We start from the raw sequence: 26463 nt of genomic DNA on the forward strand, positions 1-26463 counted from the left end.
TATGAAAGAAAAAATTGTAGAGGGATTACAGAAGGCAATGGTGAAGGTTTCTCTTGATTCAATCGGAAGAAGCATTCCGGCTACGATGTATGAAAGAGAGATTCCGAAAGAGGTTTTAAAGAAGTATGAAAATGACTGCAAGGAAGTAAAAGGCTAATGTTATTTTCTGCAATAAAGGCAAGTGCTTCTCGTGCAATGTGCAGGAGATATGAAAGTCCGGTATGAGTAATATAATGATTATATGTCATTATAGAAAGAAAAAGCGCCTCTATACCAGCGAAAATAATACATATATTAATTTATTGTAAAGTTTTCATATCCAACTAGTTGGAATGTGTATAGTATTAATACTGTAGTAACAAGGGGGAAACTTCTGACTGAATTGGTTAAGAACCTAATAATGGAAAATATAAGGAATTTGTCTTCATTCAGAAGTTTTATGGATACTCAGTAGAATAAGGTTAAATAATCGCTGCCCTTTGAAATTAATTCAAAGGGCAGTTAGTCAATGTAATAAAATTGGCTGGTGCTGCTTAGGCTGATTTATTTTTATGAAGCCTGCCGGACTTTTCCCGTACAACTGGATGACTAAGATAGGAGTAAAATCGAATGAGAGAAAACTTATTTCGGAAAATTCTAAAACTGGAAAAGAATTTAGCAGATGCTTCTGTGCAAAAGAATATCAAGTCAAAGCATAGAAAGAGAAAGATCATTCCAGATGAATATTATATAGATGTAATAACAACCGTACCGGAAAGAAGAGTAATGGTAGAGATGGAGTGTATTGATATTTGACAAGAGTAGGTAACTGGCGGAATGTAAATAAAAGCAGGTAACGTGAGAGGATGTAATGTTCTTCCGCGATACCTGCTTATTTTTAATTCAATATTGTTATATATCTTTTCCTTCCCTTCGCCGGCTCAATACACGATTACGAGTATTTCAAGGTGGTTTTACTTACACTCTTCCAAAAGTATCTTTGGCTCAGCGACCATGGAATAATTGGTATGGTAGATAACAAAGCCAGGCGCCGCTCCGGCTACTTTTTTAATCTGCTTTTTCTGCACATAATCCACTTCCACCTTATCGTTTTCACGACCCTTGGAATAGTAGGCAGCTAAAGCTCCGGCTTCTTCAAATACCCGGTCGGGAAGCTCTTTTCCTTCGGATTTTACGATCACATGGGAGCCTGGGATTCCTTTTGCATGGAACCACCAGTCATTGCCGCTCGCCACTTTAAAAGTCAGTTCCTCATTCTGGTAATTATTCTTCCCCACATAAATATGGAATCCGTCAGAAGAAAGGTAGTGGAAGGGCCTGCTTGTAATCTTGGGCTTTTTATCGCCGGAGCGACGGTGCTTAATGTAACCGTACTCCATCAATTCTTCTTTGATCTGTACAAGATCTTCCTCCATTAAGGCGATGTCCAAAGCAGTACTAACAGATTCCAGATGGTCGATTTCCTGTTTGGTTTCCGCAATCTGATCTGTTACAGCTTCAAAGGTTCGCTTTAACTTATTGTATTTATCGAAATATTTCTGAGCATTTTCCTTTGCAGATAACTGATCATCCATAGGAATGGAAATTTCCTCGTTGGTGTAATAATTAAGGCAGACCAGCTGCTTTTCACCTCCGGTTAATTCATATCCATAGGTATTGATAAGCTCTCCGTAAACCTTATACTTGTCCCGTTTGTCCGTATCCTTCAGCTGCTTGGCCTGAAGGTCGTATTTCTTATAATTTCGTTCCAGAGCGGTCTGAACGATTTTTCGTAAGTCTACGGATTTTTGCCGGATTCTGGTGATGGTATTCTTTGAGGCATAATAGTTTTCTAAAAGCGTGCTGATGGAATCAAAGCATTGGGAAACATAGCCTTCCCCCTGATAACATGTTAAGGGAAGGGAGGAGAATTCCACAGGTTCTTCCTTCTTATATATAATGTTTGGAGTGAAATGTCCATGTTTTACATCATCCATGATAAAGGAAAACATGTGATACAGGTGTATCAGTTCCAGTTCTGTCATTCCATTGGCAGAGCGGTCCCCGTCAATGGAGGCCAGATTGCAAAGCTCATGGCCCATAATAGGACTTAGACCGGTCAGTTTCATATACAGCGCTTTTTGTATTGGTGCGGCTGTCTGGCCGATTACATCAATGAATTCTTCTTCAGTGATAGTCAGAGGATCTTTTTTCTCCATGGTCTGTGGGATGAAATAGGTTCTTCCCGGCAAAACCTCTCGTACGGAGCTGACCTGGGCGGAGATGTGCTTTATGCTGTCTAAAATCAAATCCTCTTCATTGCAAAAGATGATATTGCTGTGCTTTCCCATAATTTCAATGATCAGTTTTTTGGTTCTTTTATCACCTAATTCATCAAAGTGCTCCACTTCCATACATAAGATCCGTTCCAGTCCCGGCTGGCTCACCCGTATGATTCGCCCGTTTCCGATGTGTTTTCTTAAAAGCATACAAAAATTTGGGGCGGTCATGGGGCTTTGCTTGTTTGCCTCTGTAAAATAGATCAGAGGGAGACTGGCACTGGCCGAAATCAGGAGTCTCCATGTATTTTTCTGGTTTTTAATAGTAAACAGCAGTTCATCCTTTTCCGGCTGGGCAATTTTTGCAATCTTTCCGCCTTCCAGCCGGTCTTTCATCTCTGCTGCGAGATTTGCCATAACAATTCCGTCTAATGCCATCGTCTGTTCCTCCGGTAAATGGTCTATATAATAAGGATAGTATAGCACAGAATCAACTTTCTGTAAAATTTAAAACCAATTGACTTGTATTTTATTATGAATTATAATGGATGATATCTATGGCGAAAGAGAGGCATATGGAATGATCAAAAGCATGACAGGTTTTGGCAGATGCGAAACTGTCACGGATGAATATAAGATTTCCGTAGAAATGAAAGCTGTAAATCACAGATATCTGGATTTAAGCATAAAGATGCCGAAAAAGTTTAATTTCTTTGAAGCAGGGATCAGGAATCTATTAAAGAATTATATCCAGCGCGGAAAGGTTGATGTTTTTATCACCTATGAGGATTACACAGAGAATAAGCTGTGCTTGAAGTATAACAGTGCGCTGGCTGCTGAATATATGGATTATTTCGCAAAGATGGAGGCACAATTCGGAATTCAGAACGACATCAAGGTATCGACTCTGGCCAGGTGCCCGGAGGTCCTTATTATGGAAGAGGTTCCGGAGGATGAGAATCAGATGTGGAAGCTTCTTTCAGAAACCATAGAGGAAGCTGCAAAACGTTTTGTGGAAACCAGAGTGACAGAAGGGGAAAACCTAAAGAGCGATCTCCTTGGAAAGCTTAAGTTTATGACTGAGCTTGTGGAATTTATTGATGAACGGTCCCCCAGGATTCTATTAGAATACAGGGCAAAACTGGAGGACAAGGTGAAGGAATTGCTGGCAAGCGCTACCATTGATGAGGGAAGAATTGCAGCGGAAGTTACGATATTTGCCGATAAAATCTGTGTGGATGAAGAAACCGTACGGCTCAGAAGCCACATTGAAAATACTTGTGCAGAGCTTAATGCAGGCGGAAGTGTGGGAAGAAAACTGGATTTCATCGCTCAGGAGATGAACCGGGAGGCGAATACCATACTTTCCAAAGCCAATGACCTGGAAATTTCCGATAAGGCCATCGCTCTGAAGACCGAGATTGAAAAGGTTAGGGAACAGATCCAGAATATTGAGTAGGAGTGTAACGAATAACATGAATGAAAATGGCATATTGATAGTCGTATCCGGATTTTCAGGGGCAGGCAAGGGTACCTTGATGAAAGAGCTTCTGAAACGGTATGATAATTATGCGTTGTCCATATCCGCTACCACCAGAAATCCCAGAGAGGGAGAAGCAGACGGCAGGGAATATTTCTTTGTGACAGAAGAACGTTTTAAGGATATGATACAAAAGGAAGAATTGATCGAATATGCCCAGTACGTCAACCATTACTATGGTACACCCAAGGAATACGTTTTAAACCAGATGAAAATGGGGAAGGATGTAATCCTGGAAATTGAAATTCAGGGGGCGCTAAAGGTAAAGAAACATTTCCCTGCTGCGATTTTGATTTTTGTCATGCCACCCAACGCAGAGGAATTAAAACGCCGTCTCATAGGCCGCGGTACGGAAAACATGGATGTGATCAATGCCAGACTCCGCCGGGCAGCCGAGGAAGCGGAAGGCATGGAGGGCTATGATTATATCCTCATTAACGATAAGATAGACACTTGTGTGGAAGAGATGCACCGCATGATTCAGGTACAGCATAACCGTGCTTCCAATAATATGGCATTTTTATCCCATATTCGGGAAGAATTAAAGAATATATAGAGCCGATTAAGAAAGGGGAATGAAAGATGTTACATCCATCTTATTCAGATTTGATTAATGTAGTAAACAGCGAGGTAGAGCCAGGAGAGGCTCCTGTTGTACAGAGCCGTTATTCTATCGTAATTGCCGCAGCCAAGAGAGCAAGGCAGATTATCGGCGGCTCAGAGCCGGAGGTTTTGGGAGCTGGTAAGAAACCGCTTTCTGTTGCCGTAGAAGAACTGTATGAGGGCAAAGTGAAGATTTTAAGCGAAGCGGATGCAACAGAAGAAGACGATAATTAGGAAAGAGGCCGTCTCCCTTTTGGATGAGATGGCCTTTCCCATTATAAAGAAAGACAGGAGTTAAAACATGAAGTTATTATGTGTTTCACTGGGCTGTGACAAGAATCTTGTGGATACAGAGATGATGCTGGGCCTTCTGAATAAAGACGGATATACCTTTACGGATGATGAGTATGAGGCGGATGTGATTGTGATCAATACCTGTTGCTTCATCGGTGATGCAAAAGAGGAAAGCGTAAATACCATACTGGAGATGGCCCAGAGAAAGATTGACGGCAAATGCAAGGCTTTGATCGTAACCGGCTGCCTGGCCCAGCGGTATAAACAGGAGATCATAGACGAGATTCCTGAAGTAGATGGAATTTTAGGTACTTCCACCTATGACGAGATCTCTTACGTTCTGGCGGAAGCTTTGGGCGGAAAAGAACACGTTCAGCGTTTTCACGAACTGGACGAGATTCCTGAAGTGGAAACAGACCGGATTCTTACAACAGGGGGGCATTATGCCTTTTTAAAGATTGCGGAAGGCTGTGACAAGCATTGTACTTACTGTATTATTCCGTCTTTGCGTGGTAATTACCGCAGTGTTCCCATGGAACGTCTGGTAAAGGAAGCTGAAAGGCTGGCTGAGAGGGGGGTGAAAGAGCTTATTTTAGTTGCTCAGGAGACGACTCTGTATGGTGTGGATCTATATGGTGAGAAATCACTTCCAAAGCTTCTTAAAAGCCTGTGCCGCATATCCGGGATTCAGTGGATCCGGATCCAGTACTGTTATCCGGAAGAAATCACGGATGAACTGATCCAGACCATAAAGGAAGAAGAGAAGATATGTAAATACCTTGATCTGCCCATTCAGCATGCCAGCGACCGGATCTTAAAACGTATGGGCCGCAAGGCCACAAAGGCCCAGCTTCGGGAAATCGTGGAAAAGCTTCGGAGAGAAATTCCGGATATCGCTCTTAGGACCACACTGATCTCAGGATTCCCAGGGGAAACCCCGGAAGATCACGAAGAACTGATGGAGTTCGTGGATGAGATGGAATTCCAGCGTTTGGGAGTGTTTGCATATTCGGCAGAAGAAGATACACCTGCTGCGGAATTTCCGGATCAGGTTTTGCAGGAGACAAAGGAGGAACGCCGTGATGCCATCATGGAGCTCCAGCAGGAGATCTCCTTTGATTTTTCTAAATCCATGATCGGGAAAACTCTGGAGGTCATGATCGAAGGCAAGGTGGCGGATGAAAACGCTTATGTAGGACGTACCTTTATGGATGGTCCTGGTGTGGATGGAATGATTTTTGTTCAGACAGCCGAAGAACTGATGTCAGGTGATTTTGCAAGAGTCCGCGTGACGGGGGCTATGGAATATGATTTGATAGGAGAGTTGGAGGATGAATTTACCGAATAAGCTTACGATTTTAAGAGTTATTATGATTCCGTTTTTTGTTCTGTTTCTGCTGCTTGACGGAGGTGCCAATGCGTCATACCGTTATATTGCGGCGGTCATATTCATTGTGGCCAGCTTTACGGATTTTCTTGACGGAAATATCGCAAGAAAGTATGGCCTGGTGACTAATTTTGGCAAGTTTATGGACCCTCTGGCGGATAAGCTGCTGGTCTGTGCAGGACTTATCTGTTTTACGGCCCTGGGCCAGCTTTCTGCCTGGATTGTTATCGTGATTATTAGCCGTGAATTTATTATCAGTGGTTTCCGTCTGGTGGCTTCTGATAATGGCGTGGTGATCGCGGCAAGCTATTGGGGAAAGTTTAAAACAGTGTCCCAGATGATTATGTCGGTTCTTCTTATCCTGAATATTCCGGCATTGTCCATACTCACAACAGTGTTTGTCTGGATCGCCACTATCCTTACCTTGGTTTCACTAGTTGATTATATAGCAAAAAATTACCGCGTTCTTATGGAAGGGAGCATGTGATCATGGTTGTTGAACTGATTTCAGTTGGAACGGAACTTCTTCTTGGAAATATTGTAAATACCAATACTCAGTATCTGGCGGAGAAATGTGCTCTTTTGGGACTTTCCATGTATCATCAGGTTACGGTGGGTGATAACAGGGAACGTCTGTCAGAGGCATTAGAGACTGCCCTAAAGCGTTCAGATGTTGTCATCCTGACCGGAGGCCTTGGACCTACGGAGGATGATCTGACAAAAGAAGTCTGCGCAGAGGTCATGGGATTCTCTTTGATGGAAGATAGCCATACAAAGGAGAGAATTAAAGAGTATTTTAAAAACAGCATTTATAAAGATATTCCAGATAATAACTGGAAGCAGGCGCTGGTTCCTCAGGGAGCGGCTGTACTTGACAACCATAACGGTACTGCTCCCGGACTGATCTTGGAAAAGGATGGAAAGGCGGCAATCCTGCTGCCAGGACCTCCAAATGAGTTAAAGCCCCTGTTCCGCGATCAGGTATTCCCTTACCTTCAGAAGCTCCAGCCTGAAGTGATCCGTTCTCAAATGATCAAGATCTGCGGACATGGAGAGAGCCAGGTTGAGAATAAGCTTCTTGACCTCATTGACGGACAGTCCAACCCAACCATTGCCACCTATGCGAAGACGGCTGAGGTGCATTTAAGAGTCACGGCAAAGGCATCAAGTGATGAGGAAGCCAAAAGCCTTTTAAAACCGGTGGTAAAAGAGATTAAAAACCGTTTTGGGAACGATGTGTATACCACAAAAGAGGAAGAAACCCTTGAAATGGCAGTCGTCCGTCTCCTGAAAAAATATGAGCTGACGGTGACTACAGCGGAATCCTGCACCGGAGGACTGATTGCAGGACGTCTGGTGAATGTACCGGGGGCTTCCGAAGTGTTTCGGGAAGGCTTTATCACCTATTCCAACAAGGCGAAGAGAAAACATCTTGATGTAAGCAAAGGCACCTTGAAGAAATACGGTGCAGTCAGCGAACAGACTGCCAAAGAAATGGCGATCGGTGGTATTTTCGCGGCTGATTCGGATGTATGCATTGCGGTGACAGGAATCGCAGGACCGGATTCTGATGGGGAAAAACCGGTAGGACTTGTTTATATGGCCTGCTATATGAAGGATAAGGTTTCTGTGGAAGAATATCATTTTAAGGGAAACCGGGAGAAAATCAGGGAACAGTCTGTCGTAAAGGCACTGGACCTGCTGCGCCGTTCCATTCTTAAGAATTATCATTCATAAAACCTTCCGGGAGGAGATAAATTTGGAGACCCGTTTGCTGAAAAAACAGATGACTGCAGCGTACCAGTACTCCTATGTAAGACTGGTGCTGAATTATTATACTTTATTTGAAACCGTAGGAGAGGAGCCGGTGATTCCGGAGAGGATTATTGCTTACTGTCTACAGCTTAACGGGCTGCTAAAGGAGCATTTTTCCGGAAAAGATATGGAAGAGGAGCTGCTTAAGCTTCGTGAAAGTATCACTCATGAAGTGGAGGTTCTGACTTCCTACACAGACTGCTTTCAGATTTATGAATATGTTATAAACCGCCTGGAACGGAAGTTTATTTCTTTGCCGGAAACCGAAGGTGATGATGAAAGCTTTTCACAGCGCCTTATGGGATTCGTAACGGATACAAAGGAAACAGCCGTTATGAACGGAAGGATCAGGCAGATCATCGGGCAGCTTCCGGTCCGACTGACAAAACAGAAGTTTTTCAGTCTTGTCATGGATGGATTGTCCGTTTACATTGGTTCTCCCGTAGAGAATCTTAAGGATATGATGTATAACCTCCGCGGGTCATCCATGGTGAAGCTTCCTTCAGGAATGGAAGAAGGGCATAAGGAACTTTTTGAGCTTCTGGAGCAGTTCCGTCTTATGGATTACGGGAATATGACCGCTGAAGGCTTTGAAGAAGCTTCTGAAAAACTTGGCCTTGCCTGCGAGGGGCTTATGGATGAATCCGGCCTTTATATCATGCTCCAAGACATTATCAATGATTTTTGTGTTCTTGTATTTGCAAGACCGGAAGCAGTTGTTGATATAATGGAGGAAGAACTTTACTTCTCCATGGTTGAGGAGATTTTAGAAAAGTTCGTAAAAGAAGATTATTCCCCTGCAGGAGAAGAGTTTTTTGACAGGCTTACTCAGCTGGAGGGAAGGCAGGAAGCTTATTATGAGCGGTATTTAAGGACCGAACTGCCGGAAGAGAGCGACGATTGGAATAAAGATCCGGATTACGTGAAAGCTGTAAATGTAGACAGGCTTTTATCCGGAAGCTCTTTTGTGGAATTAAAAAGCCGGGACGAGCGGAAAGAAACAGGTAAAGCGGATAAAACGGCTGTTGTTGACCGTTCCTATCTGGATAAAACGGCGAAGGAGTATTTTGAAGAGCTTGAGGAGGTATTCTCTGGCGTCTCCAGACCTGTGATCCGGGCCATAATGGCGAAGGTTTTATCAGACCTGCCTGTCTATTTTAATTCAGTTGACGAAATACAGGCATTTATTGCAGGAAGCTTAAAAAGCTGCCTGGATGAAGCGGAAAAGGAAACTTGCAAGGAATTATTGGAAGAGCTGATGGATGATGAAAATAAGCTGGTTTGACCGTTTGTACGTAGGCGAGAAAGCGAAGAAGAAACGTTACCGGATTATTCAGGGAATCCGCAGGTTAAAGCCTGGACCAGGGATTTATGTGATTACGCCTGCTGCAAATGGGAATAATATACTTGATATCTATCCGGCAATGACACTTTTGTGGCCTCTTTACCGGGAGGAGGAATTTCTCATTTTAGGCATTGCGTCCGGTTACTGGGAAGCGTTAGAGGTGGCCGGGAATATCATCGGTGATATGTACCGGAAAACTGGAGGCTTCGATCTGCCTGCCTTTATAGGGAGGGAAGCCGGTAAGGTGTGAGGTGTTCATGCTTCATATAATTTTGTTTATACTTAAAATTTTAGGGCTGCTGGTGCTTATCGTATTAGGGCTCGTCCTCGCTGTTGCTCTGCTAATCCTTCTGGTCCCGGTACGGTACCAGGCAGAGGGATCCTATGACGGAAAGGTTAGGGGGAAAGCCAGGATTACCTGGCTGCTACATATCCTTTCCGTGTCAGCTCAGTACGAGGAAGACTTAATCGTGAGGGTCCGGATTTTCGGCTTCCGCATAGGAAAACCCAAGAAGATGGATTCAGAGCTTAAGGAAGCGGAAGATATTATGGTTCAGGCTATGGAAATAATAGAACCGGAACCCATAAGAGAAGCACTGGAAGTGAAAGATGAAATTCATGACAGGGTCAAGGAAGAACCAAAGAACCTGCCGCCTCCAAAGGAGGAGTTAAGAAGTCCGACGCCTCCAAAGGAAGAACCAAAAAAGAAAAAAGGATTCCGGGTCATGGGAGTGTTTGAAAAGCTAAAGAAGAAGGTTCTTAGGGCTTTTACAAAACTTAAGTTTTTTTTCCTGCGGATCTGTGATACACTGAGAACAATAAAAGACAAAAAAGATGAGATTTATGCCTGGATTTCCAATAAGGAGAACCAGAAGACAGGAAAGCTGCTATTTAGACAGGTAAAAAGATTGGTCCGCCATATCCTTCCCCGTCGGGGAAAGGGAAATATAACCTTTGGCTTTGATGATCCTTATCTGACCGGTCAGGTGCTCACCTATGCAAGCGTTATTTATCCGCTTTGCCATAAGCATTTGAACCTGTATCCGGTTTTTGACCAGACTGTGTTTACGGTGGAAGGAACGTTTCGCGGCAGGATCCGTATGGGAACGGTTCTCCTCATTGGATCACGGATGCTGTTGGATAGAAATTTCAGGCGTTTGTTAAAAGGATGGCTTCATAAAGGAGGAATTGCTTAACGTGGCAGAGAATAATTTTACATCTACGGTAGAGTCGCTGTTTAAGGGAATGGATTCTTTTGTGGCGACAAAAACTGTGGTAGGAGATGCGGTAAAGGTGGATGATACGATCATTCTGCCTTTGGTGGATGTGACCTGCGGCATGGCCGCCGGATCCTTTGCGGGAGATACAAAGCATAACGGGGCAGGAGGCATGCATGCAAAGATGAGCCCCAGTGCAGTGTTAATCATTCAGAATGGAGTAACAAAGCTGGTTAACATCAAACAGCAGGATGCTGTAACGAAAATTCTGGATATGGTACCGGATTTTGTCAATAAATTTGCCGGTGGAACAAAAGAGGTTTCCCCGGAAGCATTAAAGGTGGCGGAGGAGATGGCCGCTTCGGAAGAGAATCAAAAAGGGGAAGAATAATAAAGGGATAAGCCGCATAGGATGTCATATAGCCTGAATGGATTGAGGGATGATATGAGAAGAGTATGCGGACTTATGCTGTTCTGCTTTGGAGCGGGCATGGCAATTCTGCTTTTTATCCCGGCGACTATCGTAACGATCCTTTTTATTATCGGATGTCTGGTACTGGGATATAACCTGTTCTGCTGCTGAATAAGCAATGCTGTTAAAAATAAATGAGGCCAGCCTTAAAAAGGTCCGGCCTCATGAAAAAAGACAAAAAAATACTCCTGACTGATATCAGCCAGGAGTTTCCTTCGATTAAGCTCTTTCAACTAATCCGGATCTTAAGCAGGAAGTACATACGTACATCTTCTTATTAGCGCCGCCATTAACTTTTACTTTAACGGACTTCACATTTGCTTTCCACATCTTATTGGATCTTCTATGGGAATGGCTCACTGCGTTGCCAAAGTGAGCAGCTTTTTCACAAATTGCACATTTAGCCATGATTGCACCTCCTTAAAAGCGACTTGGACTTTTTATGGTTGAAAAATCCACAACAAATGTATGATAACAGAAAACACATGGATTTGCAAGTGAAAATTAAAAATTTGTTTCTTTTTTTGGAAAAATAATGTATAATCAAAACAGACAGAAAGAACGGAGGTAGAGACTATGAAGGGTTATATTAATAATAAACTGGGCGAAATCCAGGTAAGCCCTGATGTTATCGCTATGTATGCCGGAACGACCGCAGTGGAATGCTTCGGTATCGTCGGTATGGCGGCTGTCAGCATGAAAGACGGACTTGTTAAACTTTTAAAACGGGAAGGCCTGACTCACGGAATCAATGTGAACATCCAGGACAACCATATCACCATCGATTTCCATGTAATTGTAGCCTATGGGGTCAGCATTTCTGCGGTGGCGGATAACTTGATTGAAAATGTAAAATACAAAGTAGAAGAATTCACAGGTATGACAGTAGATAAGATTAACATCTTTGTCGAAGGCGTAAGAGTGATTGATTAAGGAGGAAACTACCCGTGGGTATGAAGTATATAGACGCCAAAATGCTGCAGAAGGCATTTCTGGCAGGAGCAAAAGGACTGGAAGCAAAGAAAGAATGGATTAATGAACTGAATGTGTTTCCAGTGCCGGATGGAGATACCGGAACCAACATGACCATGACGATCATGGCGGCGGCAAAGGAAGTGGCTGCCATTGAGAATCCTACCATGGAATCGTTAGCAAAAGCAATTTCCTCCGGTTCATTAAGAGGAGCGAGAGGAAACTCCGGTGTGATCCTGTCCCAGTTGTTCCGTGGTTTCACAAAAGAGATCGCTGCCGCCAATCAGGTAACTGCCACCGTTTTAGCCAATTCCTTTGTGCGGGCAACAGAAACTGCTTATAAAGCAGTCATGAAACCCAAAGAGGGAACCATTCTTACTGTAGCCAGAGGAATGGCAGAAAAGGCTGCGGAGCTGGTCACCGAGACAGAGGATATCCTTGAGTTCTGTCAGAAGGTAATCGAACATGGTGATTATGTATTAAGCCAGACGCCGGAGATGCTTCCGGTTTTAAAGCAGGCCGGAGTTGTAGATTCCGGCGGCCAGGGCCTTATGCAGGTAATGAAGGGGGCCTTTGACTGCCTGTCGGGCAAAGAGGTAGACTTATCTGTAGAGGTTGAAAAGCGCCCGGTCGATACTGTCGGAGCCTCAGGAACAACAACTGCTGACATTGATATCCGGTTCGGCTACTGTACCGAATTTATCATTAATCTGGAAAACCATTATGATGATAAGAAGGAACACGATTTCAAGGGATACTTAGAATCCATCGGTGATTCCATTGTGGTTGTTTCAGACGATGACGTGGTAAAAGTCCATGTCCATACCAATGATCCGGGACTTGCAATCCAGAAGGCCCTTACTTATGGCTCTTTATCCCGCATGAAGATCGATAATATGAGGGAAGAGCATCAGGAAAAATTAATTAAAGAATCAGAAAAGCTTGCAGCCCAGCAAAAGGCTGAGAGCGAAAAAAAGGCGGAGCAGAGAAAACACTATGGCTTTATATCCGTATCTGCCGGGGAAGGTCTTGATGAAATATTCCGGGGGATCGGCGCAGATTACCTGATCCAGGGCGGTCAGACCATGAACCCAAGTACAGAGGATATGTTAAATGCCATCGAAAAGGTGAATGCCGATACCATCTATATCCTGCCAAACAATAAAAACATCATATTGGCTGCCGAGCAGGCCAAAAGCCTGGTGGAAGACAAGAAGGTTATTGTGATCCCTTCAAAAACCATACCCCAGGGCATTACTGCCATCATCAATTTTGCTCCGGATTTATCACCGGAGGATAATGAAAAGATCATGACAGAAGAGATGTCCCGAGTGAAAACCGGACAGGTTACCTATGCGGTCCGCAATACCATGATCGATGATACCACGATCCGGGAAGGCGATATCATGGCGCTTGGCGACAGTGGTATTCTGGCTGTTGGAAAGGAAATTGAGTCCACAGTGTTAGAAGCCATGGAAGCCATGGTGGAAGAAGAATCTGAATTAGTGACCGTTTATTACGGCAAGGATGTCAAAGAAGAGGATGCAAAAGAGCTTAAGGGAAAAGCAGAAGAGCTGTTTTCCCATTGTGAGGTAGAGCTTCATGCAGGCGGCCAGCCAATTTATTATTATCTCATATCAGTAGAATAAAAAGAGCCAGCGGCATTTTATATACCGGGCAGACGAGGCCTGTCTGCCCGGTTTTGCTGTGCATGTAAAAAGAAAGGAGGGGAACCCGTCTTTGAATGGTGAGTCAATTGATTCCTTAAAGGGAATCGGTGAAAAAACAGGGAAATTGTTTCAAAAGGTGGGAGTGATAACCGTTGGGGATCTTCTGGAATATTATCCAAGGGCCTATGACACCTATGAGGAGCCTTGCCCTATTGGGGAGCTTAAACCGGATCAGGTGATGACTGTGGCCGGTATGCTTTACAAGACTCCGGATGTAAAACGTTACAGCCATATCCAGGTCATCACAACAACTTTAAAGGATATGACGGGAACTCTTTTACTCACCTGGTACAATATGCCCTATCTTCACTCCACTTTAAAAGCAGGGACTCGGGCTATTTTCCGGGGCAGGGTGGTGAAGAAAAGCGGACGTCTTACCATGGAACAGCCAGAGGTATTTACGGAAGAAGCCTATGAGCAGGTGGTGCATTCCATGCAGCCTGTTTATGGACAGACCAAGGGGCTGAGCAATAAAACCATTGTAAGAGCCCAAAGACAGGCATTAAGCCTCCGGAGTATGGTGCGGGATTATATGCCTGCTGATTTACGAAAAAAACACGAACTGGCGGAATATAATTTTGCTATTGAACATATTCATTTTCCGACGGACCGGAGCGAACTGCTATTTGCCAGAAAAAGACTGGTGTTTGATGAATTTTTTCTTTTTCTCATGGCGGTCCGGCGTTTAAAGGATGGCAGAGAGGATAAAAAAAGTGCTTATATCTTAAGTCTCTCTCCTCAAGTAGAAGCTTTAAGGAAAAGTCTTCCCTATTCTCTTACCAATGCCCAGGAAAAGGTATTAAATGAGGTATACGGTGATTTGTCGGGAGGCAGGGTCATGAACCGGCTTATTCAGGGAGATGTAGGCTCCGGTAAGACGATCATTGCCATACTCGCCCTCCTTCAGGCAGCGTATAACGGATATCAGGGAGCTCTTATGGCGCCTACGGAAGTACTGGCAAAACAGCATCTTGAATCCATGACAGAGCTGTTTGCCGCGCATCAGATCGACAAAAAGCCCATACTTGTTACAGGCTCCATGACGGCAAAGGAAAAAAGGATTGCATACGAAAAGATAGCTTCCCATGAGGCGGATATCATAATCGGAACCCATGCCCTTATTCAGGAGAAGGTGGTATACGATAATCTGGCACTGGTGATCACCGATGAACAGCATCGGTTCGGAGTCGGCCAACGGGAAATGCTTGGAAAAAAAGGAGAAGAGCCTCATGTTCTGGTTATGAGCGCCACGCCTATCCCACGAACACTTGCCATTATCATTTACGGGGATCTGGACATCTCTATTATTGATGAGCTGCCGGCAAACCGTTTGCCCATTAAAAACTGTGTGGTAGATACCGGCTACCGGAAGAAGGCCTATGAATTTATCCGGAAAGAGATAGCAAGCGGCCGGCAGGCCTATGTGATCTGCCCTATGGTAGAAGCCAGCGAGATGATTGATGCGGAAAATGTAGTGGATTATACGAAAACCTTAAGAGAGGCACTTCCGGGAATTTCTGTGGAATATCTTCATGGGAAAATGAAGCCTAAGGAAAAAAACGGGATCATGGAAAGATTTGCCGGCGGGGAAATTAAAGTTTTGGTTTCCACTACTGTAATCGAGGTAGGAGTGAATGTTCCCAATGCAACGGTAATGATGATTGAAAATGCAGAGCGCTTCGGGCTGGCTCAGCTTCACCAGCTGAGAGGGCGTGTAGGGCGGGGAAAATATCAGTCTTACTGTATTATGGTAGGAGCTTCGGAACAGGAAGGAACGAAAGAACGCCTGGATATCTTAAACCAGTCCAATGACGGCTTTTTTATTGCCTCAGAGGATTTAAAGCTACGTGGACCCGGCGATATTTTCGGAATCAGGCAGAGTGGGGATCTGGAATTTAAACTGGGGGATATTTTTACGGATGCAAACCTGTTAAAGACTGTATCAGAAGAAGTGAAACGGCTTTTTCATGTGGATCCGGAGCTGGAAAAAGAGGAACACCAGGAACTGAAAGGCAAGCTGCAAGAGTATCTTGAGAAAAGCTATGATAAGCTTAATTTGTAGTTGAAATTATCTGGTTTTTGATTATTGCAGAAAATATTTGCAATAATCGACTGCAAATGATACACTAATTTACGTAAAATTATGAATGCAAGGAAACAGGAGGAATGTAATGAGTAGAAAAGCCTTAAAATTTGATGCAAAGGATGCCATGAGGAATGCGCTGGTAAGTCCTATTATGGTTACAATAATAATGGGTATCATCATGGTTGCATTATCTGCGGTGCAGGGTTTTCTGGATATATGGCAGAACATGATAGACAATGCGGGCGCTTATGTAGATTCAGGCCAGACTGGAGCATTTGTAGTCAGCAGCATTATTTTTTTAGTTATTAATATTGTTGTTAGCACCATTATCCAGTTTGGGTATCAGTCTTACTGTTTAAAAGTTGCTAACAGGGATGATACTATGTCATATGGGGATTTATTCGGATCTGTAAGGTATTTGTTAAAAGCTCTGGGATTGATTCTCATGGTGTCTTTACTTACTTTTTTGTGGACGTTGCTTTTAATCATTCCGGGAATTATTGCTGCTTACCGCTATTCACAGGCTGTTATTATTATGGTTGAGGATCCAAGTAAAGGTATTATGCAATGCATTCGTGAAAGTAAGGAAATGATGGTAGGACATAAGTGGGAATTCTTTGTTCTGGAGCTGTCCTTTATTTTATGGCAGCTTTTGGGCCTTGTCACCTGCGGTCTTGCTTTCGTTTATGTATATCCTTATATGAAGGTTACTTTTGCTAATTATTATAATGCAATAAAGCCTAATGCGGTTGTATTTGAGGAAGCGACTGTAATTGAGTAATGATAAAAGGGTTCAAACTTTTTAAGAGGTTGAACCCTTTTGTACGGCAAACGAGTGGAGGAGCACGGAAGATGAAGTGTGTGATAATTGGAATTGCCGGAGGAACCGGCTCAGGGAAGTCGACCTTTACCAACCGGTTAAAGGAAGCGTTTTGTGATGATATCGCGGTTATCTATCATGATAATTATTATAAAAAGCAGGATGGGATCTCTTTTGAAGAGAGAAAGAAAATGAATTATGACCATCCCGAAGCTTTTGAAACAGAGCTTTTGCTGGATCAGCTTAAAAAGCTACGGGATGGAGAATCGGTTGATTGTCCTGTTTATGATTATTCCATGCACAACCGTTCTCAAAATGTGGTGAAGGTGGAGCCTAAAAAGGTTATTTTAGTCGAGGGGATCCTGGTTTTTGCGGATGAACGCTTAAGAAGCATGTTTGATATAAAAATCTTTGTGGAGGCTGACGCCGATGAACGGATCCTTCGCCGGGTGATCCGGGATGTAAAGGAAAGAGGCCGGGATATCGAGGGTGTTGTGGAACAGTATTTAACCACAGTTAAGCCTATGCATTATTTGTATGTGGAGCCTACGAAACCAATGGCAGATGTTATTATAAACAGCGGCATGAATGAGGTTGCGTTTCAGCTAGTGAAAACGAATATTGAGAAGATATTGGAGTCTGGTAATTAGGGTTAAAAATGTATCTGCATGAGAATGTTTTTGAGGGCTAGATTTTTTCCAGAAAAAAACATTTTACGAAAAACCTTCTAGTGTATTTCATTCTATTCCAGCCATAATAGGAGTGTAGCACAAAACACACCATGAATTATTAAAAAAACAAAATCATGGTGAATAGATGAAAAGGAGGCATATCATTATGTCAGGTAGATCTAATACTACAAATGTACCAGAGGCAAAAGAAGCAATGGATCGTTTTAAAATGGAAGTAGCCAACGAGATTGGTGTTCCGTTAACCAACGGTTATAACGGTAACTTAACTTCTGCTCAGAACGGTTCCGTAGGCGGTTATATGGTTAAGAAGATGATCGAAGCCCAGGAAAGACAGATGGCAGGTAAATAATCTGTAAAAAAAAATGAAACACCCTTCGAATATAACAAGAAATAACATTTAGTCCAATAGCATGGACGATTGAAGGGAAGCAGGAGCTGCAGTTTCGTAACTGATAATCAGTTATGGGGGCTGCGGCTCCTGTTTTTTTGATGAATGGGGATGGTATGAGTGGTTGGAAAGGATTGGTGGGTAGTTGAGTCCGCCATGGAACCCTGACTGCGCAGAGCGCAGTCAGGGTCGCGGGCTTCGCCCTATGAAAAAATACAGAAGTTCAGGTGCTTATGTGCAAGCACAACGCGCCTGAATTTCTGCATTTTTTCACCATGGCTCATTGCTGGCGCGAAAAATCAGTTGTATATCTACCGATTTCATACTATAATGGTTTGGAATAATAAAGTGAGGAATTGTTATGAGAGTAATTGCCGGAAAAGCCAGGAGGCTTGTTTTGAAGACGATAGAGGGGCAGGATACACGGCCTACGACAGATAGAATTAAAGAAACACTTTTTAATATGATACAAGGGGACATGCCTGATTGCTGTTTTTTGGATTTGTTCTCTGGCAGCGGGGCTATCGGTATTGAGGCGCTGAGCCGGGGAGCCAGGCTGGCGGTTATGGTGGAACAGAGTCCGGGGGCAGCAGAATGCATCCGTGAGAATTTAAAGACCACCAGGCTGGAGGATGGCGCCATTGTGATGAACTGTGACGTTATGACAGGACTTGGAAGGCTGGAAGGGAAAGGGTATGTATTTGATTTTATATTTATGGACCCTCCCTATAATCAGGATTTGGAAAAAAAGGTTTTGCAGTATCTGGCTGATTCCCGGATGATTGATGAGGACACGACGATGATTGTGGAAGCTTCTTTAGAAACTTCTTTTGATTTTTTGGAGAATCTGGGATACCGGATGATAAGGGAAAAGAATTATAAAACCAATAAACATGCTTTTATAGCAAGGAAAGAACGATAAGAAATTGCTCAAAATACATGGGCAACAATAAGGAAGAGGAAGAGACCATATGAGAAAAGCAGTGTATCCGGGAAGCTTTGATCCGGTGACGTTTGGTCATCTGGATATTATAGAACGTTCTGCCAGGATGTCGGATCATCTGATCATAGGAGTTTTAAATAATAATTCAAAAACTCCGTTGTTTTCTGTAGAAGAACGTGTTAATATGTTAAAGAGCCTTACGAAACACCTTCCCAACGTGGAGGTGGAATCGTTTGGAGGACTTTTGGTAGATTTTGTACGAGCCAAACAGGCGGATGCAGTGATTCGCGGGCTTCGGGCTGTAACGGATTTTGAATATGAATTGCAGATCGCACAGACAAACCGGGTCATGGCCCCAGAAATTGATACTGTGTTTTTGACGACGAATTTAAAATATTCTTACTTGAGTTCCAGCATTGTGAAGGAGATCGCCGCCTATGGTGGAGAGATAAACACGTTTGTACCTGCATGCGTTGCGGAGCGTGTAATGAAGAAGATGGAAGATAGAATGAAATAAGAGTAAGGAGTGTTCGTATTATGATGAGCAGAATTGAACAGTTAATCGGTGAAATTGAAGAATATATTGACAGCTGCAAATACCAGCCGCTCTCCAACAGTAAGATTGTGGTAAACAGGGATGAACTTGAAGAGCTTCTGGTAGAACTTCGTCTGCGCATCCCGGATGAAATCAAGCAGTACCAGAAGATCATCAGCAATCGTGACGCCATTATGAGTGAAGCCCGCCAGCAGGCGGATTCTATTTTGGCCCAGGCCAATGCTCAGACAAATGAGCTGGTTAATGAGCATGAGATTATGCAGAAAGCATATACCCAGGCCAATGATATTATTGAACAGGCCAACAGCCAAGCCCAGCAGATCGTGGAACAGGCGGTTTCTGACGCCAACGGAATCAGGCAAAGCTCTGTCCAGTATACGGATGACATGTTAAAGAGCCTTCAGACTATTATCAGTCATTCCATGGAAGGAGCTCAGGGCCGCTTTGATGCCTTTATGACTTCCATGCAGTCAAGCTATGATATCGTTTCCTCTAACCGCCAGGAGCTGACAGGAGCTGTCATGCCCGTGGAAGGAACGGAAGAAAACGGGACAACAGAATAAAAAGTATGATGGTAAGGAAGCTGTGAAGTACTTTCCAAGCTACATAGTGCCGGATGGATAATCCGGCATTTTTTATAACACTCTTTGTCTGAAAGATGCCGGATAACCCTCCGAATGCGGTTACGGTTCCGATCCATAAGCCAGTAGAGATTCCTGAAAAGGCCTGGGAAACAGCCTTGATTCCTGTGGTCATTTCAACAAATCCCAGGATAAGGGCCTTATGCTGGGGGAGGTCTATGGGAATCGTAGCTATGTAGAGGGCCAGGATGGAAAAAAGCATGATATATCCCCCGATTTTTACCATGACTTCGCAGGAATCCATTAGGCTGTCATCAAAGGATTTGGAAGATTCTCTGGTGACCGGAAGGGACAGGGCAGGTCCGTTTATGCCATAACAGCTCCGGGCTGCAATGGAAAGAGGAATTATGGGCAGGTAAACGCAGACAAGAAGGAGCCAGACCGGTACGGCTGGTGGAAGCCCTCCGGCAGCATAGCCTAATAAAAACATGGGGCTGGGATGATTGCAGATGGCTAAAAGGTATCTACCTTCTTTTTCCGAGATACGTCCATTATCCATGAAATCACTGCAGGTTCTGGCTCCCATGGGATAACCGCAGAGAAGTCCGGAAACAAGGGTATAGCTTCCGGCATCCGAAAGGCAAAAGAACCGATGCAGGATCCTTCTGACGGGGAAAATAAGGATGCGGATTGCATTTAAGGCAACAATGACATTGGAGCAGATCATAAAGGGCAAAAGGGTGGGTATCACGACTGAACCCCATAAAACAAGTCCGTTTCTTGCCCCTTCAAAGGCTGTGGACGGAAAACGGAGCAATAGAATTAAGGCAGCAACGGAAAGGAGACGGAAGAAGGATTTTTTCATGTACACCTGAATAGATTGTTTTATACAATTATATGAAATGGCATGACTGATATGATGGTGATTCTTCTTTTCATCCTGATCCTTTCTGTTTTCCAGGTAACCATGATCGATTACCTGTATAATAATCCTACCTTTTACCAGCTCGACGCTTATACCTGGGAAAGCGATGACTTCAGAAGCTTAAAGCTTGGAAAAATGGTGGCAGAATGGGATTCTCTTGATTATGATACTTTGACTTCCTTAATGGTGGAGCATCAATATGATCTGACTGGGGTCACAGACCGTGATACCCATACGGACCGCCTTTTAAAGGTAAAGCCGGCGGAGTATAGAAAGCTCCGTCAGGCTTATGAAACTATTTTATATGATTTAAAGTTTTTTCCGATCCCTTTATCCGTTCAGCCCGGTTCTCCGGATATTAGCTATCAAAACGGCTGGATGGACACCAGGACCTACGGAGGAGAACGAAGGCATGAAGGCTGCGACATCATGAGCAATGATCAGCCAAGAGGGCATTTTCCGGTGGTCAGTATGAGCGACGGAGTGGTGGAAAAAGTGGGGTGGCTGGAAAAGGGCGGCTGGCGGATCGGGATACGGACTCCTAAGGGAGCGTATCTTTATTATGCCCACCTTTACGGCTACAGCAAGCAGTGGAAGGAAGGGGACGAGGTAACAGCGGGAGAACTTTTGGGATTTATGGGGGACACCGGTTACAGCCAGGTAGAGGGTACTACCGGCAACTTTCCAGTCCATTTGCATTTGGGAATTTATTTGCGGACCGATCATAATGAGGAGATGAGCGTAAATCCCTATTGGGTCTTAAAATATCTGGAGAAATACCGGTTGAAATATTCGTATTAGCATACCGGCCTTTTATCGAAACTTGCCTTGCAAATTTCGATAAGCTATATTAAGATTGCTTACATAGGCATAGTTTATTTAATGAAGGCAGAATTAGCGCCTTACTTTGGTAAATTAGCCGTTCGATGAGCTTAAGGCGAATCGAACTTCTTTGACGCAAGATGGGAGCGACAACGTGAAAGAACGGAAGATTTCAGAAGAATTTTTAAACAGAATGAAAGATTTATTAGGGGAAGAAGAGTATGAAGCGTATTTAAAAAGCTTTGATGAGGAGCGGCTCTATGGGCTGCGTATCAATACCCTTAAGATAACCCCGGAAAAATTTACAAACATGACAACTCTTAAGCTAAAGCCCGTTCCCTGGATCCATAACGGTTTTTACTATGAGGGGGAAGAACGTCCGGCAAAAGATCCTTATTACTACGCCGGGCTTTATTATCTCCAGGAACCCAGCGCTATGACGCCGGCAAGCCTGCTTCCCGTGGTTCCGGGAGACAAGGTCCTTGATCTTTGTGCAGCGCCAGGAGGGAAAAGCACGGAGCTGGGGGCAAAGCTGAAAGGCAAAGGCCTTTTGGTGTCCAATGACATCAGCAATTCCAGGGCAAAGGCTTTGCTTAAGAACTTAGAATTGTGGGGGATTGAGAATATTTGTGTCACCAGCGAGGAACCAAAAAAATTAAAGGAAACCTTCGGTGAATTTTTTGATAAAATTCTGGTTGATGCTCCCTGTTCCGGAGAAGGGATGTTCCGCAAGGATGCGGATATGGTGAAAAGCTATGAGGAACACGGGCCTGAGTATTATGCTGCGATCCAAAGGGAAATTATGGATCAGGCGGCAGACATGCTTGCACCTGGCGGATATCTTTTATATTCTACCTGCACGTTTTCGGCCTGTGAGAATGAAGACATCATCAGACGGACTCTGGAGTGCCATGAGGAGATGGAGCTTATCAGGCTTCCTCTTTTTGAAGGAGCCAGCGGTGGGATCGGCCTCCCCGGCTGCCTCCGCCTTTTTCCCCATAAGATCAAGGGAGAGGGCCATTTTATGGCGCTGTTAAAAAAGAAAGGAAGCCCGGCTGGATATAAGGATTATGGGAAGACCGGAAACAAACAGTCCCCCCTTCCTGCTGAACTTTCTAATTTCCTTTCCATGGTCTCAAAGCCCCTGGAGAGTTCCCGGATCCGGATAAAGAATGATGCGGTTTACTATTTGCCGGAACATTTTCAGGAGAATACAAAAGGCCTGCGCTACTTAAGGACCGGACTTTTGCTGGGAGAGATGAAAAAGGACCGTTTTGAGCCGGGACAGGCCTTTGCTATGGCCTTAAAGCCGGAAGAGTTCAAACAAGTTTTCTCCTGGGAAAAGCAGGATGATAGGGTAATCCGCTATTTAAAGGGAGAAACCATTTCCTTGAAAGACGGAGAGGATCCTATCAAAGGCTGGTGCCTGATCTGTGTGGAAGGCTTCCCTCTTGGCTTTGCCAAGGGGAGCGGAGCGACACTGAAAAACAAATACTATCCGGGATGGCGGTGGCAATAATGAAGGAACTGAGACTTGATAAATATTTAACAGAGATGGGAGAAGGAACGAGAAGCCAGATCAAGGAAATGGCCAGAAAAGGCAGGATTCTGGTAGACGGCATACCGGAGAAAAGGGCGGAGCGCAAAATCGATCCGGAACAGCAACAGGTATCCGTGGATGGACGCCCGGTGTCCTATGTCCGATATGAATATTACATGCTAAACAAGCCTCAGGGAGTGGTATCTGCCACAGAAGATTCCCGTTATGAAACCGTGATCAGTCTCATTGAGGAGCGGAAACGGGATGATCTTTTTCCGGTGGGACGGCTGGATATTGATACGGAGGGGCTTCTTCTCATCACCAATGACGGAGACTTGGCTCATCGCCTTCTGTCTCCCAAAAAGCATGTGGATAAGGTTTATTTTGCCCGGGTTGAAGGGGTGCTTCCGCATGACGCAGAGGAACGTATGGAGGAAGGGCTTGTGCTTTCTGATGGAACTCCCACAATGCCAGCCCGGCTGGAAGTACGAAAGCGGGGTAAGGATGAAGTTCCTTCTGAAATCTGCCTGACCATCCGGGAAGGAAAATTTCATCAGGTCAAACGAATGTTTGAAACTCTTGGGTGCCGTGTGATATACTTAAAGAGGATGTCTATGGGAAGCCTGATCTTAGATGAGGCGTTAAAACCGGGTGAATACCGCCCGCTTTCAGAGGATGAAATCCTGAAACTAAAAAGTCATGGTAAATAAGGAAACACCCTTCGGGTATACCTTTATGCCCAGATTACATGGGCAATAACAAGGAAGCACCCTTCGGGTATACCTTTATGCCCAGACTACGTGGGCAATAACAAGGAAAGGAAGACAAAAGCAGAAGATGTTAGAGGAAAAGAAAGCAGTGATTTTTGATCTGGATGGAACACTGGTTGATTCCATGTGGATGTGGAAATCCATTGATATAGAATTTCTTGGCAGCAGAGGGCTTGCATGTCCGGAAGATTTACAAAAGGAGATTGAAGGGATGAGCTTTTCGGAAACTGCTTTTTATTTTAAAGAGCGGTTCAGGCTGAAAGAATCTCTTGAGGAAATCAAGGCTGTCTGGACGGATATGTCCATTGAAAAATACAGGAACGAGGTTTGGCTAAAGCCGGGAGCAGGAGATTTTCTTAAATACATTACTGAAAGAGGATTAAAGACCGGAATTGCCACCAGTAATGGCAGACAGATGGTGGATGCGGTGATTGATTCCTTAAATATCGGGCAATATTTTCAGGTAGTGGCTACTTCCTGCGAGGTGACTTATGGAAAGCCTGCGCCGGATATTTATTTAAAGGTGGCAGAGGAGCTTTCCGTATCTCCCGCTCAATGCCTGGTCTTTGAGGATGTTCCTGCCGGAATTCTGGCAGGAAAGCGGGCAGGTATGACGGTCTGCGCCATTGATGATGAATTTTCCAGAGAGATGGAAGAAGAAAAACGGCAGCTGGCTGATTATTTTATATACGATTATCACCAGATACTGAAAAGAAAGGTCGAAATATCATGATGCACGATTATCTTCCCATGAGCCGGGCTGATATGAATATCAGAGGTTGGAAGCAATGTGACTTTATCTATGTCACCGGAGATGCCTATGTGGACCATCCGTCCTTTGGCCATGCCATCATCAGCCGCCTTTTAGAGGCCCATGGCTATAAAGTAGGGATTATATCCCAGCCGGACTGGAAGGATCGGGCAAGCATTCAGGTTTTAGGAGAACCACGCCTGGGATTCCTGGTTTCAGGCGGCAACATGGATTCTATGGTAAATCACTATTCTGTTTCAAAGAAACGCAGACAGCAGGATGCATATACGCCAGGGGGCGTTATGGGAAAGCGTCCTGACTATGCGGTTACGGTCTACTGTAATCTGATCCGGTCCGTATATAAGAAAGCGCCTGTCATCATCGGCGGCATTGAAGCCAGCTTAAGGCGTCTGGCTCATTACGATTACTGGTCGGACCGGTTAAAGCATTCCATTCTGATTGATTCCCAGGCGGACTTAATTTCCTATGGGATGGGAGAAACGTCCATTGTGGAAATTGCAGACGCATTGAACAGCGGGATCGACATCAAGGATATCACTTTTATCGATGGCACTGTCTATAAGACGGACAGCCTGGAATCCGTATATGATGCCCAGATCCTTCCTTCTTTTGATAAATTGAAGGCTGAAAAACAAGAATATGCAAAAAGCTATTACATTCAATATAATAATACGGACCCATTTACCGGAAAGCGTCTGGTGGAGCCATATAAGGACAATCTGTTTGTCGTTCAGAATCCTCCCGCCAAGCCTCTATCCATGGAGGAGATGGATGAGGTATATGCCCTTCCTTATATGAGAAATTACCATCCTTCCTATGAGGAGCTTGGAGGAGTTCCAGCCATCCGTGAAATTAAATTCAGCCTGATCAGCAACCGTGGCTGCTTTGGCGCTTGCAGCTTTTGTGCTCTTACCTTTCATCAGGGCAGGATTATACAAGCCAGAAGCCATAACTCCCTTTTAGATGAAGCAAAGCTTTTAACTGAGGAACCGGACTTTAAGGGATATATCCATGACGTAGGAGGTCCTACGGCGGATTTCAGGTACCCGGCCTGTGAAAAACAGATGACGAAAGGGGCTTGCTCCAACCGGCAGTGCCTGTTTCCAGAACCTTGTAAAAATCTGAAAGCGGACCATACGGATTATATTGAGTTACTGAGAAAGCTTAGAAGCCTGCCAAAGATGAAAAAGGTATTCATTCGTTCCGGCATCCGGTTTGATTATGTGCTGGCTGATCCCGGTAAAAAGTTTTTAAAGGAGCTTTGTCAGTACCATGTCAGCGGACAGCTAAAGGTTGCACCGGAGCATGTGTCGGATAAGGTGCTTTCAAAAATGGGAAAGCCCCGGAATCAGGTATATCGCCAGTTTGTAAAGGAATATAAGGACATGAACGGGCGGCTTGGAATGAAACAGTATCTGGTTCCCTATTTAATGTCTTCCCATCCAGGCTCCGGACTTTCGGAAGCTGTGGAGCTTGCAGAATATTTACGGGATTTGGGATATATGCCGGAACAGGTACAGGACTTTTACCCTACCCCTTCCACCATATCCACCTGTATGTATTACACGGGATATGATCCCCGTACCATGGAAAAGGTATATGTACCGGTCAATCCCCATGAAAAGGCCATGCAAAGAGCGCTCATCCAGTATCGGAATCCGAAAAATTATGAATTGGTTTCCGAGGCATTAAGACTGGCAGGCCGCACCGATTTGATCGGGTATGACAAAAAATGCTTAATCCGTCCAAGGGCAGGTGCTCCAGGCGGTTTCTCAGATAACAAAACAGGGAAGAATCCTAACAGCGGGAAAAGAGGGGCTGCTTCAGAGACAAAAGATCGCCGGGAGCAAAAGAAAAAGACCATTAGGAACGTCCATAAAAAAGCAGGTAAAAAATAATCCTGAATTGAAAGAAATACCCTTCGGGTATATTCAC

General features: G+C 44.3%; 30 protein-coding genes. 27 read left to right on the plus strand and 3 right to left on the minus strand.

Annotated features, from left to right (window positions below):
- Position 1: 1 nt before the first annotated feature.
- Together BMX69_RS07010 and BMX69_RS07015 are read left to right on the plus strand one after the other, a co-directional pair.
- The gene (locus BMX69_RS07010) at positions 2-157 is read left to right on the plus strand and encodes a hypothetical protein (protein ID WP_025232988.1); all 156 of its coding nucleotides are present in this window, start codon (positions 2-4) and stop codon (positions 155-157) included.
- A gap of 452 nt (positions 158-609) precedes the next feature.
- Complete coding sequence (locus tag BMX69_RS07015) at positions 610-795, plus strand: hypothetical protein (protein ID WP_025232989.1); 186 nt, start codon at positions 610-612, stop codon at positions 793-795.
- 158 nt (positions 796-953) lie between these two features.
- Here BMX69_RS07015 and BMX69_RS07020 read toward each other — a convergent pair whose 3' ends face one another.
- Positions 954-2696: an Rqc2 family fibronectin-binding protein gene (locus tag BMX69_RS07020; protein WP_100041958.1), complete on the minus strand. Its 1743-nt coding sequence runs from the start codon at positions 2694-2696 to the stop codon at positions 954-956.
- A gap of 142 nt (positions 2697-2838) precedes the next feature.
- Here BMX69_RS07020 and BMX69_RS07025 point away from each other — a divergent pair, with 142 nt between their 5' ends.
- The 11 genes from BMX69_RS07025 to BMX69_RS24400 all read left to right on the plus strand — a co-directional run bounded on the left by BMX69_RS07025 (position 2839) and on the right by BMX69_RS24400 (position 11042).
- On the plus strand, positions 2839-3717 hold the full coding sequence (locus BMX69_RS07025) for a YicC/YloC family endoribonuclease (RefSeq protein WP_100043788.1): 879 nt from the start codon (positions 2839-2841) through the stop codon (positions 3715-3717).
- 16 nt (positions 3718-3733) lie between these two features.
- Positions 3734-4354, plus strand: a complete 621-nt coding sequence (gene gmk / locus BMX69_RS07030) for a guanylate kinase (protein WP_054791249.1) — start codon at positions 3734-3736, stop codon at positions 4352-4354.
- A 26-nt stretch (positions 4355-4380) separates the two neighbouring features.
- Positions 4381-4635 carry a DNA-directed RNA polymerase subunit omega gene (gene rpoZ / locus BMX69_RS07035; RefSeq protein WP_025232993.1) on the plus strand — a complete coding sequence of 85 codons (255 nt, stop codon included), beginning with the start codon at positions 4381-4383 and terminating at the stop codon, positions 4633-4635.
- Positions 4636-4702: 67 nt separating this feature from the next.
- Positions 4703-6043, plus strand: coding sequence for a 30S ribosomal protein S12 methylthiotransferase RimO (gene rimO / locus BMX69_RS07040; protein WP_100041959.1), 1341 nt, complete (start codon positions 4703-4705; stop codon positions 6041-6043).
- Complete coding sequence (pgsA, locus tag BMX69_RS07045) at positions 6027-6569, plus strand: CDP-diacylglycerol--glycerol-3-phosphate 3-phosphatidyltransferase (RefSeq protein WP_100041960.1); 543 nt, start codon at positions 6027-6029, stop codon at positions 6567-6569. The genes rimO and pgsA overlap by 17 nt, the downstream gene beginning before the upstream one ends.
- A gap of 2 nt (positions 6570-6571) precedes the next feature.
- Positions 6572-7819 carry a competence/damage-inducible protein A gene (locus BMX69_RS07050; RefSeq protein WP_054791264.1) on the plus strand — a complete coding sequence of 416 codons (1248 nt, stop codon included), beginning with the start codon at positions 6572-6574 and terminating at the stop codon, positions 7817-7819.
- A gap of 22 nt (positions 7820-7841) precedes the next feature.
- Complete coding sequence (locus tag BMX69_RS07055) at positions 7842-9182, plus strand: hypothetical protein (RefSeq protein ID WP_100041961.1); 1341 nt, start codon at positions 7842-7844, stop codon at positions 9180-9182.
- Positions 9160-9492 carry a hypothetical protein gene (locus tag BMX69_RS07060; protein WP_330387656.1) on the plus strand — a complete coding sequence of 111 codons (333 nt, stop codon included), beginning with the start codon at positions 9160-9162 and terminating at the stop codon, positions 9490-9492. The genes BMX69_RS07055 and BMX69_RS07060 overlap by 23 nt, the downstream gene beginning before the upstream one ends.
- Before the next feature lie 7 nt (positions 9493-9499).
- On the plus strand, positions 9500-10438 hold the full coding sequence (locus BMX69_RS07065) for a DUF2953 domain-containing protein (protein WP_054791262.1): 939 nt from the start codon (positions 9500-9502) through the stop codon (positions 10436-10438).
- A gap of 1 nt (position 10439) precedes the next feature.
- Positions 10440-10850 carry a GerW family sporulation protein gene (locus BMX69_RS07070; RefSeq protein WP_100041962.1) on the plus strand — a complete coding sequence of 137 codons (411 nt, stop codon included), beginning with the start codon at positions 10440-10442 and terminating at the stop codon, positions 10848-10850.
- Between the two features lie 54 nt (positions 10851-10904).
- On the plus strand, positions 10905-11042 hold the full coding sequence (locus tag BMX69_RS24400; protein ID WP_013272624.1) for a hypothetical protein: 138 nt from the start codon (positions 10905-10907) through the stop codon (positions 11040-11042).
- A gap of 108 nt (positions 11043-11150) precedes the next feature.
- Here the strand turns inward: BMX69_RS24400 and rpmB are convergent, their stop codons facing one another.
- The gene (gene rpmB, locus BMX69_RS07075) at positions 11151-11339 is read right to left on the minus strand and encodes a 50S ribosomal protein L28 (RefSeq protein WP_025233002.1); all 189 of its coding nucleotides are present in this window, start codon (positions 11337-11339) and stop codon (positions 11151-11153) included.
- Positions 11340-11507: 168 nt separating this feature from the next.
- Here rpmB and BMX69_RS07080 point away from each other — a divergent pair, with 168 nt between their 5' ends.
- The 9 genes from BMX69_RS07080 to BMX69_RS07120 all read left to right on the plus strand — a co-directional run bounded on the left by BMX69_RS07080 (position 11508) and on the right by BMX69_RS07120 (position 19681).
- A complete protein-coding gene (locus tag BMX69_RS07080) occupies positions 11508-11864 on the plus strand; it encodes an Asp23/Gls24 family envelope stress response protein (protein WP_024295513.1) in 357 nt (118 codons plus the stop codon).
- A 14-nt stretch (positions 11865-11878) separates the two neighbouring features.
- Complete coding sequence (locus BMX69_RS07085) at positions 11879-13552, plus strand: DAK2 domain-containing protein (protein ID WP_100041963.1); 1674 nt, start codon at positions 11879-11881, stop codon at positions 13550-13552.
- Between the two features lie 91 nt (positions 13553-13643).
- The gene (gene recG / locus BMX69_RS07090; protein ID WP_100041964.1) at positions 13644-15695 is read left to right on the plus strand and encodes an ATP-dependent DNA helicase RecG; all 2052 of its coding nucleotides are present in this window, start codon (positions 13644-13646) and stop codon (positions 15693-15695) included.
- 109 nt (positions 15696-15804) lie between these two features.
- On the plus strand, positions 15805-16500 hold the full coding sequence (locus tag BMX69_RS07095; RefSeq protein ID WP_100041965.1) for a DUF975 family protein: 696 nt from the start codon (positions 15805-15807) through the stop codon (positions 16498-16500).
- 71 nt (positions 16501-16571) lie between these two features.
- Positions 16572-17189 (plus strand): uridine kinase, encoded by a 618-nt coding sequence (udk, locus tag BMX69_RS07100; protein ID WP_054791248.1) that lies wholly within the window; start codon positions 16572-16574, stop codon positions 17187-17189.
- Between the two features lie 187 nt (positions 17190-17376).
- Positions 17377-17580, plus strand: a complete 204-nt coding sequence (locus BMX69_RS07105; protein ID WP_013272630.1) for an alpha/beta-type small acid-soluble spore protein — start codon at positions 17377-17379, stop codon at positions 17578-17580.
- A gap of 400 nt (positions 17581-17980) precedes the next feature.
- Positions 17981-18541, plus strand: a complete 561-nt coding sequence (rsmD, locus tag BMX69_RS07110) for a 16S rRNA (guanine(966)-N(2))-methyltransferase RsmD (RefSeq protein ID WP_054791247.1) — start codon at positions 17981-17983, stop codon at positions 18539-18541.
- Positions 18542-18590: 49 nt separating this feature from the next.
- Complete coding sequence (gene coaD, locus BMX69_RS07115) at positions 18591-19079, plus strand: pantetheine-phosphate adenylyltransferase (RefSeq protein ID WP_025233008.1); 489 nt, start codon at positions 18591-18593, stop codon at positions 19077-19079.
- A 20-nt stretch (positions 19080-19099) separates the two neighbouring features.
- On the plus strand, positions 19100-19681 hold the full coding sequence (locus BMX69_RS07120; protein WP_025233009.1) for a vacuolar family H+-ATPase subunit H: 582 nt from the start codon (positions 19100-19102) through the stop codon (positions 19679-19681).
- Here BMX69_RS07120 and BMX69_RS07125 read toward each other — a convergent pair.
- Entirely contained in the window at positions 19638-20564 is a 927-nt protein-coding gene (locus BMX69_RS07125; protein WP_054791246.1) for a hypothetical protein, read from the minus strand. The two genes, BMX69_RS07120 and BMX69_RS07125, sit on opposite strands and share 44 nt — an antisense overlap.
- Positions 20565-20615: 51 nt before the next feature.
- On the opposite strand from BMX69_RS07125, the gene BMX69_RS07130 reads away from it, so the two are divergent.
- The 5 genes from BMX69_RS07130 to BMX69_RS07150 all read left to right on the plus strand — a co-directional run bounded on the left by BMX69_RS07130 (position 20616) and on the right by BMX69_RS07150 (position 26426).
- Positions 20616-21425, plus strand: a complete 810-nt coding sequence (locus BMX69_RS07130; RefSeq protein ID WP_100043789.1) for a M23 family metallopeptidase — start codon at positions 20616-20618, stop codon at positions 21423-21425.
- Between the two features lie 175 nt (positions 21426-21600).
- Complete coding sequence (locus BMX69_RS07135) at positions 21601-22965, plus strand: RsmB/NOP family class I SAM-dependent RNA methyltransferase (protein ID WP_100041966.1); 1365 nt, start codon at positions 21601-21603, stop codon at positions 22963-22965.
- On the plus strand, positions 22965-23696 hold the full coding sequence (locus tag BMX69_RS07140; protein WP_100041967.1) for a pseudouridine synthase: 732 nt from the start codon (positions 22965-22967) through the stop codon (positions 23694-23696). The genes BMX69_RS07135 and BMX69_RS07140 overlap by 1 nt, the downstream gene beginning before the upstream one ends.
- A gap of 127 nt (positions 23697-23823) precedes the next feature.
- Entirely contained in the window at positions 23824-24489 is a 666-nt protein-coding gene (locus BMX69_RS07145; protein ID WP_054791244.1) for an HAD family hydrolase, read from the plus strand.
- The gene (locus tag BMX69_RS07150) at positions 24486-26426 is read left to right on the plus strand and encodes a YgiQ family radical SAM protein (protein ID WP_100041968.1); all 1941 of its coding nucleotides are present in this window, start codon (positions 24486-24488) and stop codon (positions 26424-26426) included. Before BMX69_RS07145 ends, BMX69_RS07150 begins: the two co-directional genes overlap by 4 nt.
- Positions 26427-26463: the final 37 nt, after the last annotated feature.

Source organism: Lacrimispora sphenoides JCM 1415, from assembly GCF_900105615.1.
Classification (GTDB): domain Bacteria; phylum Bacillota; class Clostridia; order Lachnospirales; family Lachnospiraceae; genus Lacrimispora; species Lacrimispora sphenoides.

Coding starts and splice junctions, on each gene's coding strand:
- rimO (WP_100041959.1), top strand. CDS start 4,703: ATGAAGTTATTATGTGTTTCACTGGGCTGTGACAAGAATCTTGTGGAT.
- BMX69_RS07120 (WP_025233009.1), top strand. CDS start 19,100: ATGATGAGCAGAATTGAACAGTTAATCGGTGAAATTGAAGAATATATT.
- BMX69_RS07025 (WP_100043788.1), top strand. CDS start 2,839: ATGATCAAAAGCATGACAGGTTTTGGCAGATGCGAAACTGTCACGGAT.
- BMX69_RS07010 (WP_025232988.1), top strand. CDS start 2: ATGAAAGAAAAAATTGTAGAGGGATTACAGAAGGCAATGGTGAAGGTT.
- BMX69_RS24400 (WP_013272624.1), top strand. CDS start 10,905: ATGAGAAGAGTATGCGGACTTATGCTGTTCTGCTTTGGAGCGGGCATG.
- pgsA (WP_100041960.1), top strand. CDS start 6,027: ATGAATTTACCGAATAAGCTTACGATTTTAAGAGTTATTATGATTCCG.
- gmk (WP_054791249.1), top strand. CDS start 3,734: ATGAATGAAAATGGCATATTGATAGTCGTATCCGGATTTTCAGGGGCA.
- BMX69_RS07140 (WP_100041967.1), top strand. CDS start 22,965: ATGAAGGAACTGAGACTTGATAAATATTTAACAGAGATGGGAGAAGGA.
- BMX69_RS07130 (WP_100043789.1), top strand. CDS start 20,616: ATGATGGTGATTCTTCTTTTCATCCTGATCCTTTCTGTTTTCCAGGTA.
- BMX69_RS07080 (WP_024295513.1), top strand. CDS start 11,508: ATGAAGGGTTATATTAATAATAAACTGGGCGAAATCCAGGTAAGCCCT.
- BMX69_RS07150 (WP_100041968.1), top strand. CDS start 24,486: ATGATGCACGATTATCTTCCCATGAGCCGGGCTGATATGAATATCAGA.
- BMX69_RS07015 (WP_025232989.1), top strand. CDS start 610: ATGAGAGAAAACTTATTTCGGAAAATTCTAAAACTGGAAAAGAATTTA.
- BMX69_RS07060 (WP_330387656.1), top strand. CDS start 9,160: ATGATGAAAATAAGCTGGTTTGACCGTTTGTACGTAGGCGAGAAAGCG.
- BMX69_RS07125 (WP_054791246.1), bottom strand. CDS start 20,564: ATGAAAAAATCCTTCTTCCGTCTCCTTTCCGTTGCTGCCTTAATTCTA.
- BMX69_RS07145 (WP_054791244.1), top strand. CDS start 23,824: ATGTTAGAGGAAAAGAAAGCAGTGATTTTTGATCTGGATGGAACACTG.
- coaD (WP_025233008.1), top strand. CDS start 18,591: ATGAGAAAAGCAGTGTATCCGGGAAGCTTTGATCCGGTGACGTTTGGT.
- BMX69_RS07020 (WP_100041958.1), bottom strand. CDS start 2,696: ATGGCATTAGACGGAATTGTTATGGCAAATCTCGCAGCAGAGATGAAA.
- BMX69_RS07095 (WP_100041965.1), top strand. CDS start 15,805: ATGAGTAGAAAAGCCTTAAAATTTGATGCAAAGGATGCCATGAGGAAT.
- BMX69_RS07065 (WP_054791262.1), top strand. CDS start 9,500: ATGCTTCATATAATTTTGTTTATACTTAAAATTTTAGGGCTGCTGGTG.
- BMX69_RS07050 (WP_054791264.1), top strand. CDS start 6,572: ATGGTTGTTGAACTGATTTCAGTTGGAACGGAACTTCTTCTTGGAAAT.
- BMX69_RS07105 (WP_013272630.1), top strand. CDS start 17,377: ATGTCAGGTAGATCTAATACTACAAATGTACCAGAGGCAAAAGAAGCA.
- rpoZ (WP_025232993.1), top strand. CDS start 4,381: ATGTTACATCCATCTTATTCAGATTTGATTAATGTAGTAAACAGCGAG.
- udk (WP_054791248.1), top strand. CDS start 16,572: ATGAAGTGTGTGATAATTGGAATTGCCGGAGGAACCGGCTCAGGGAAG.
- rpmB (WP_025233002.1), bottom strand. CDS start 11,339: ATGGCTAAATGTGCAATTTGTGAAAAAGCTGCTCACTTTGGCAACGCA.
- rsmD (WP_054791247.1), top strand. CDS start 17,981: ATGAGAGTAATTGCCGGAAAAGCCAGGAGGCTTGTTTTGAAGACGATA.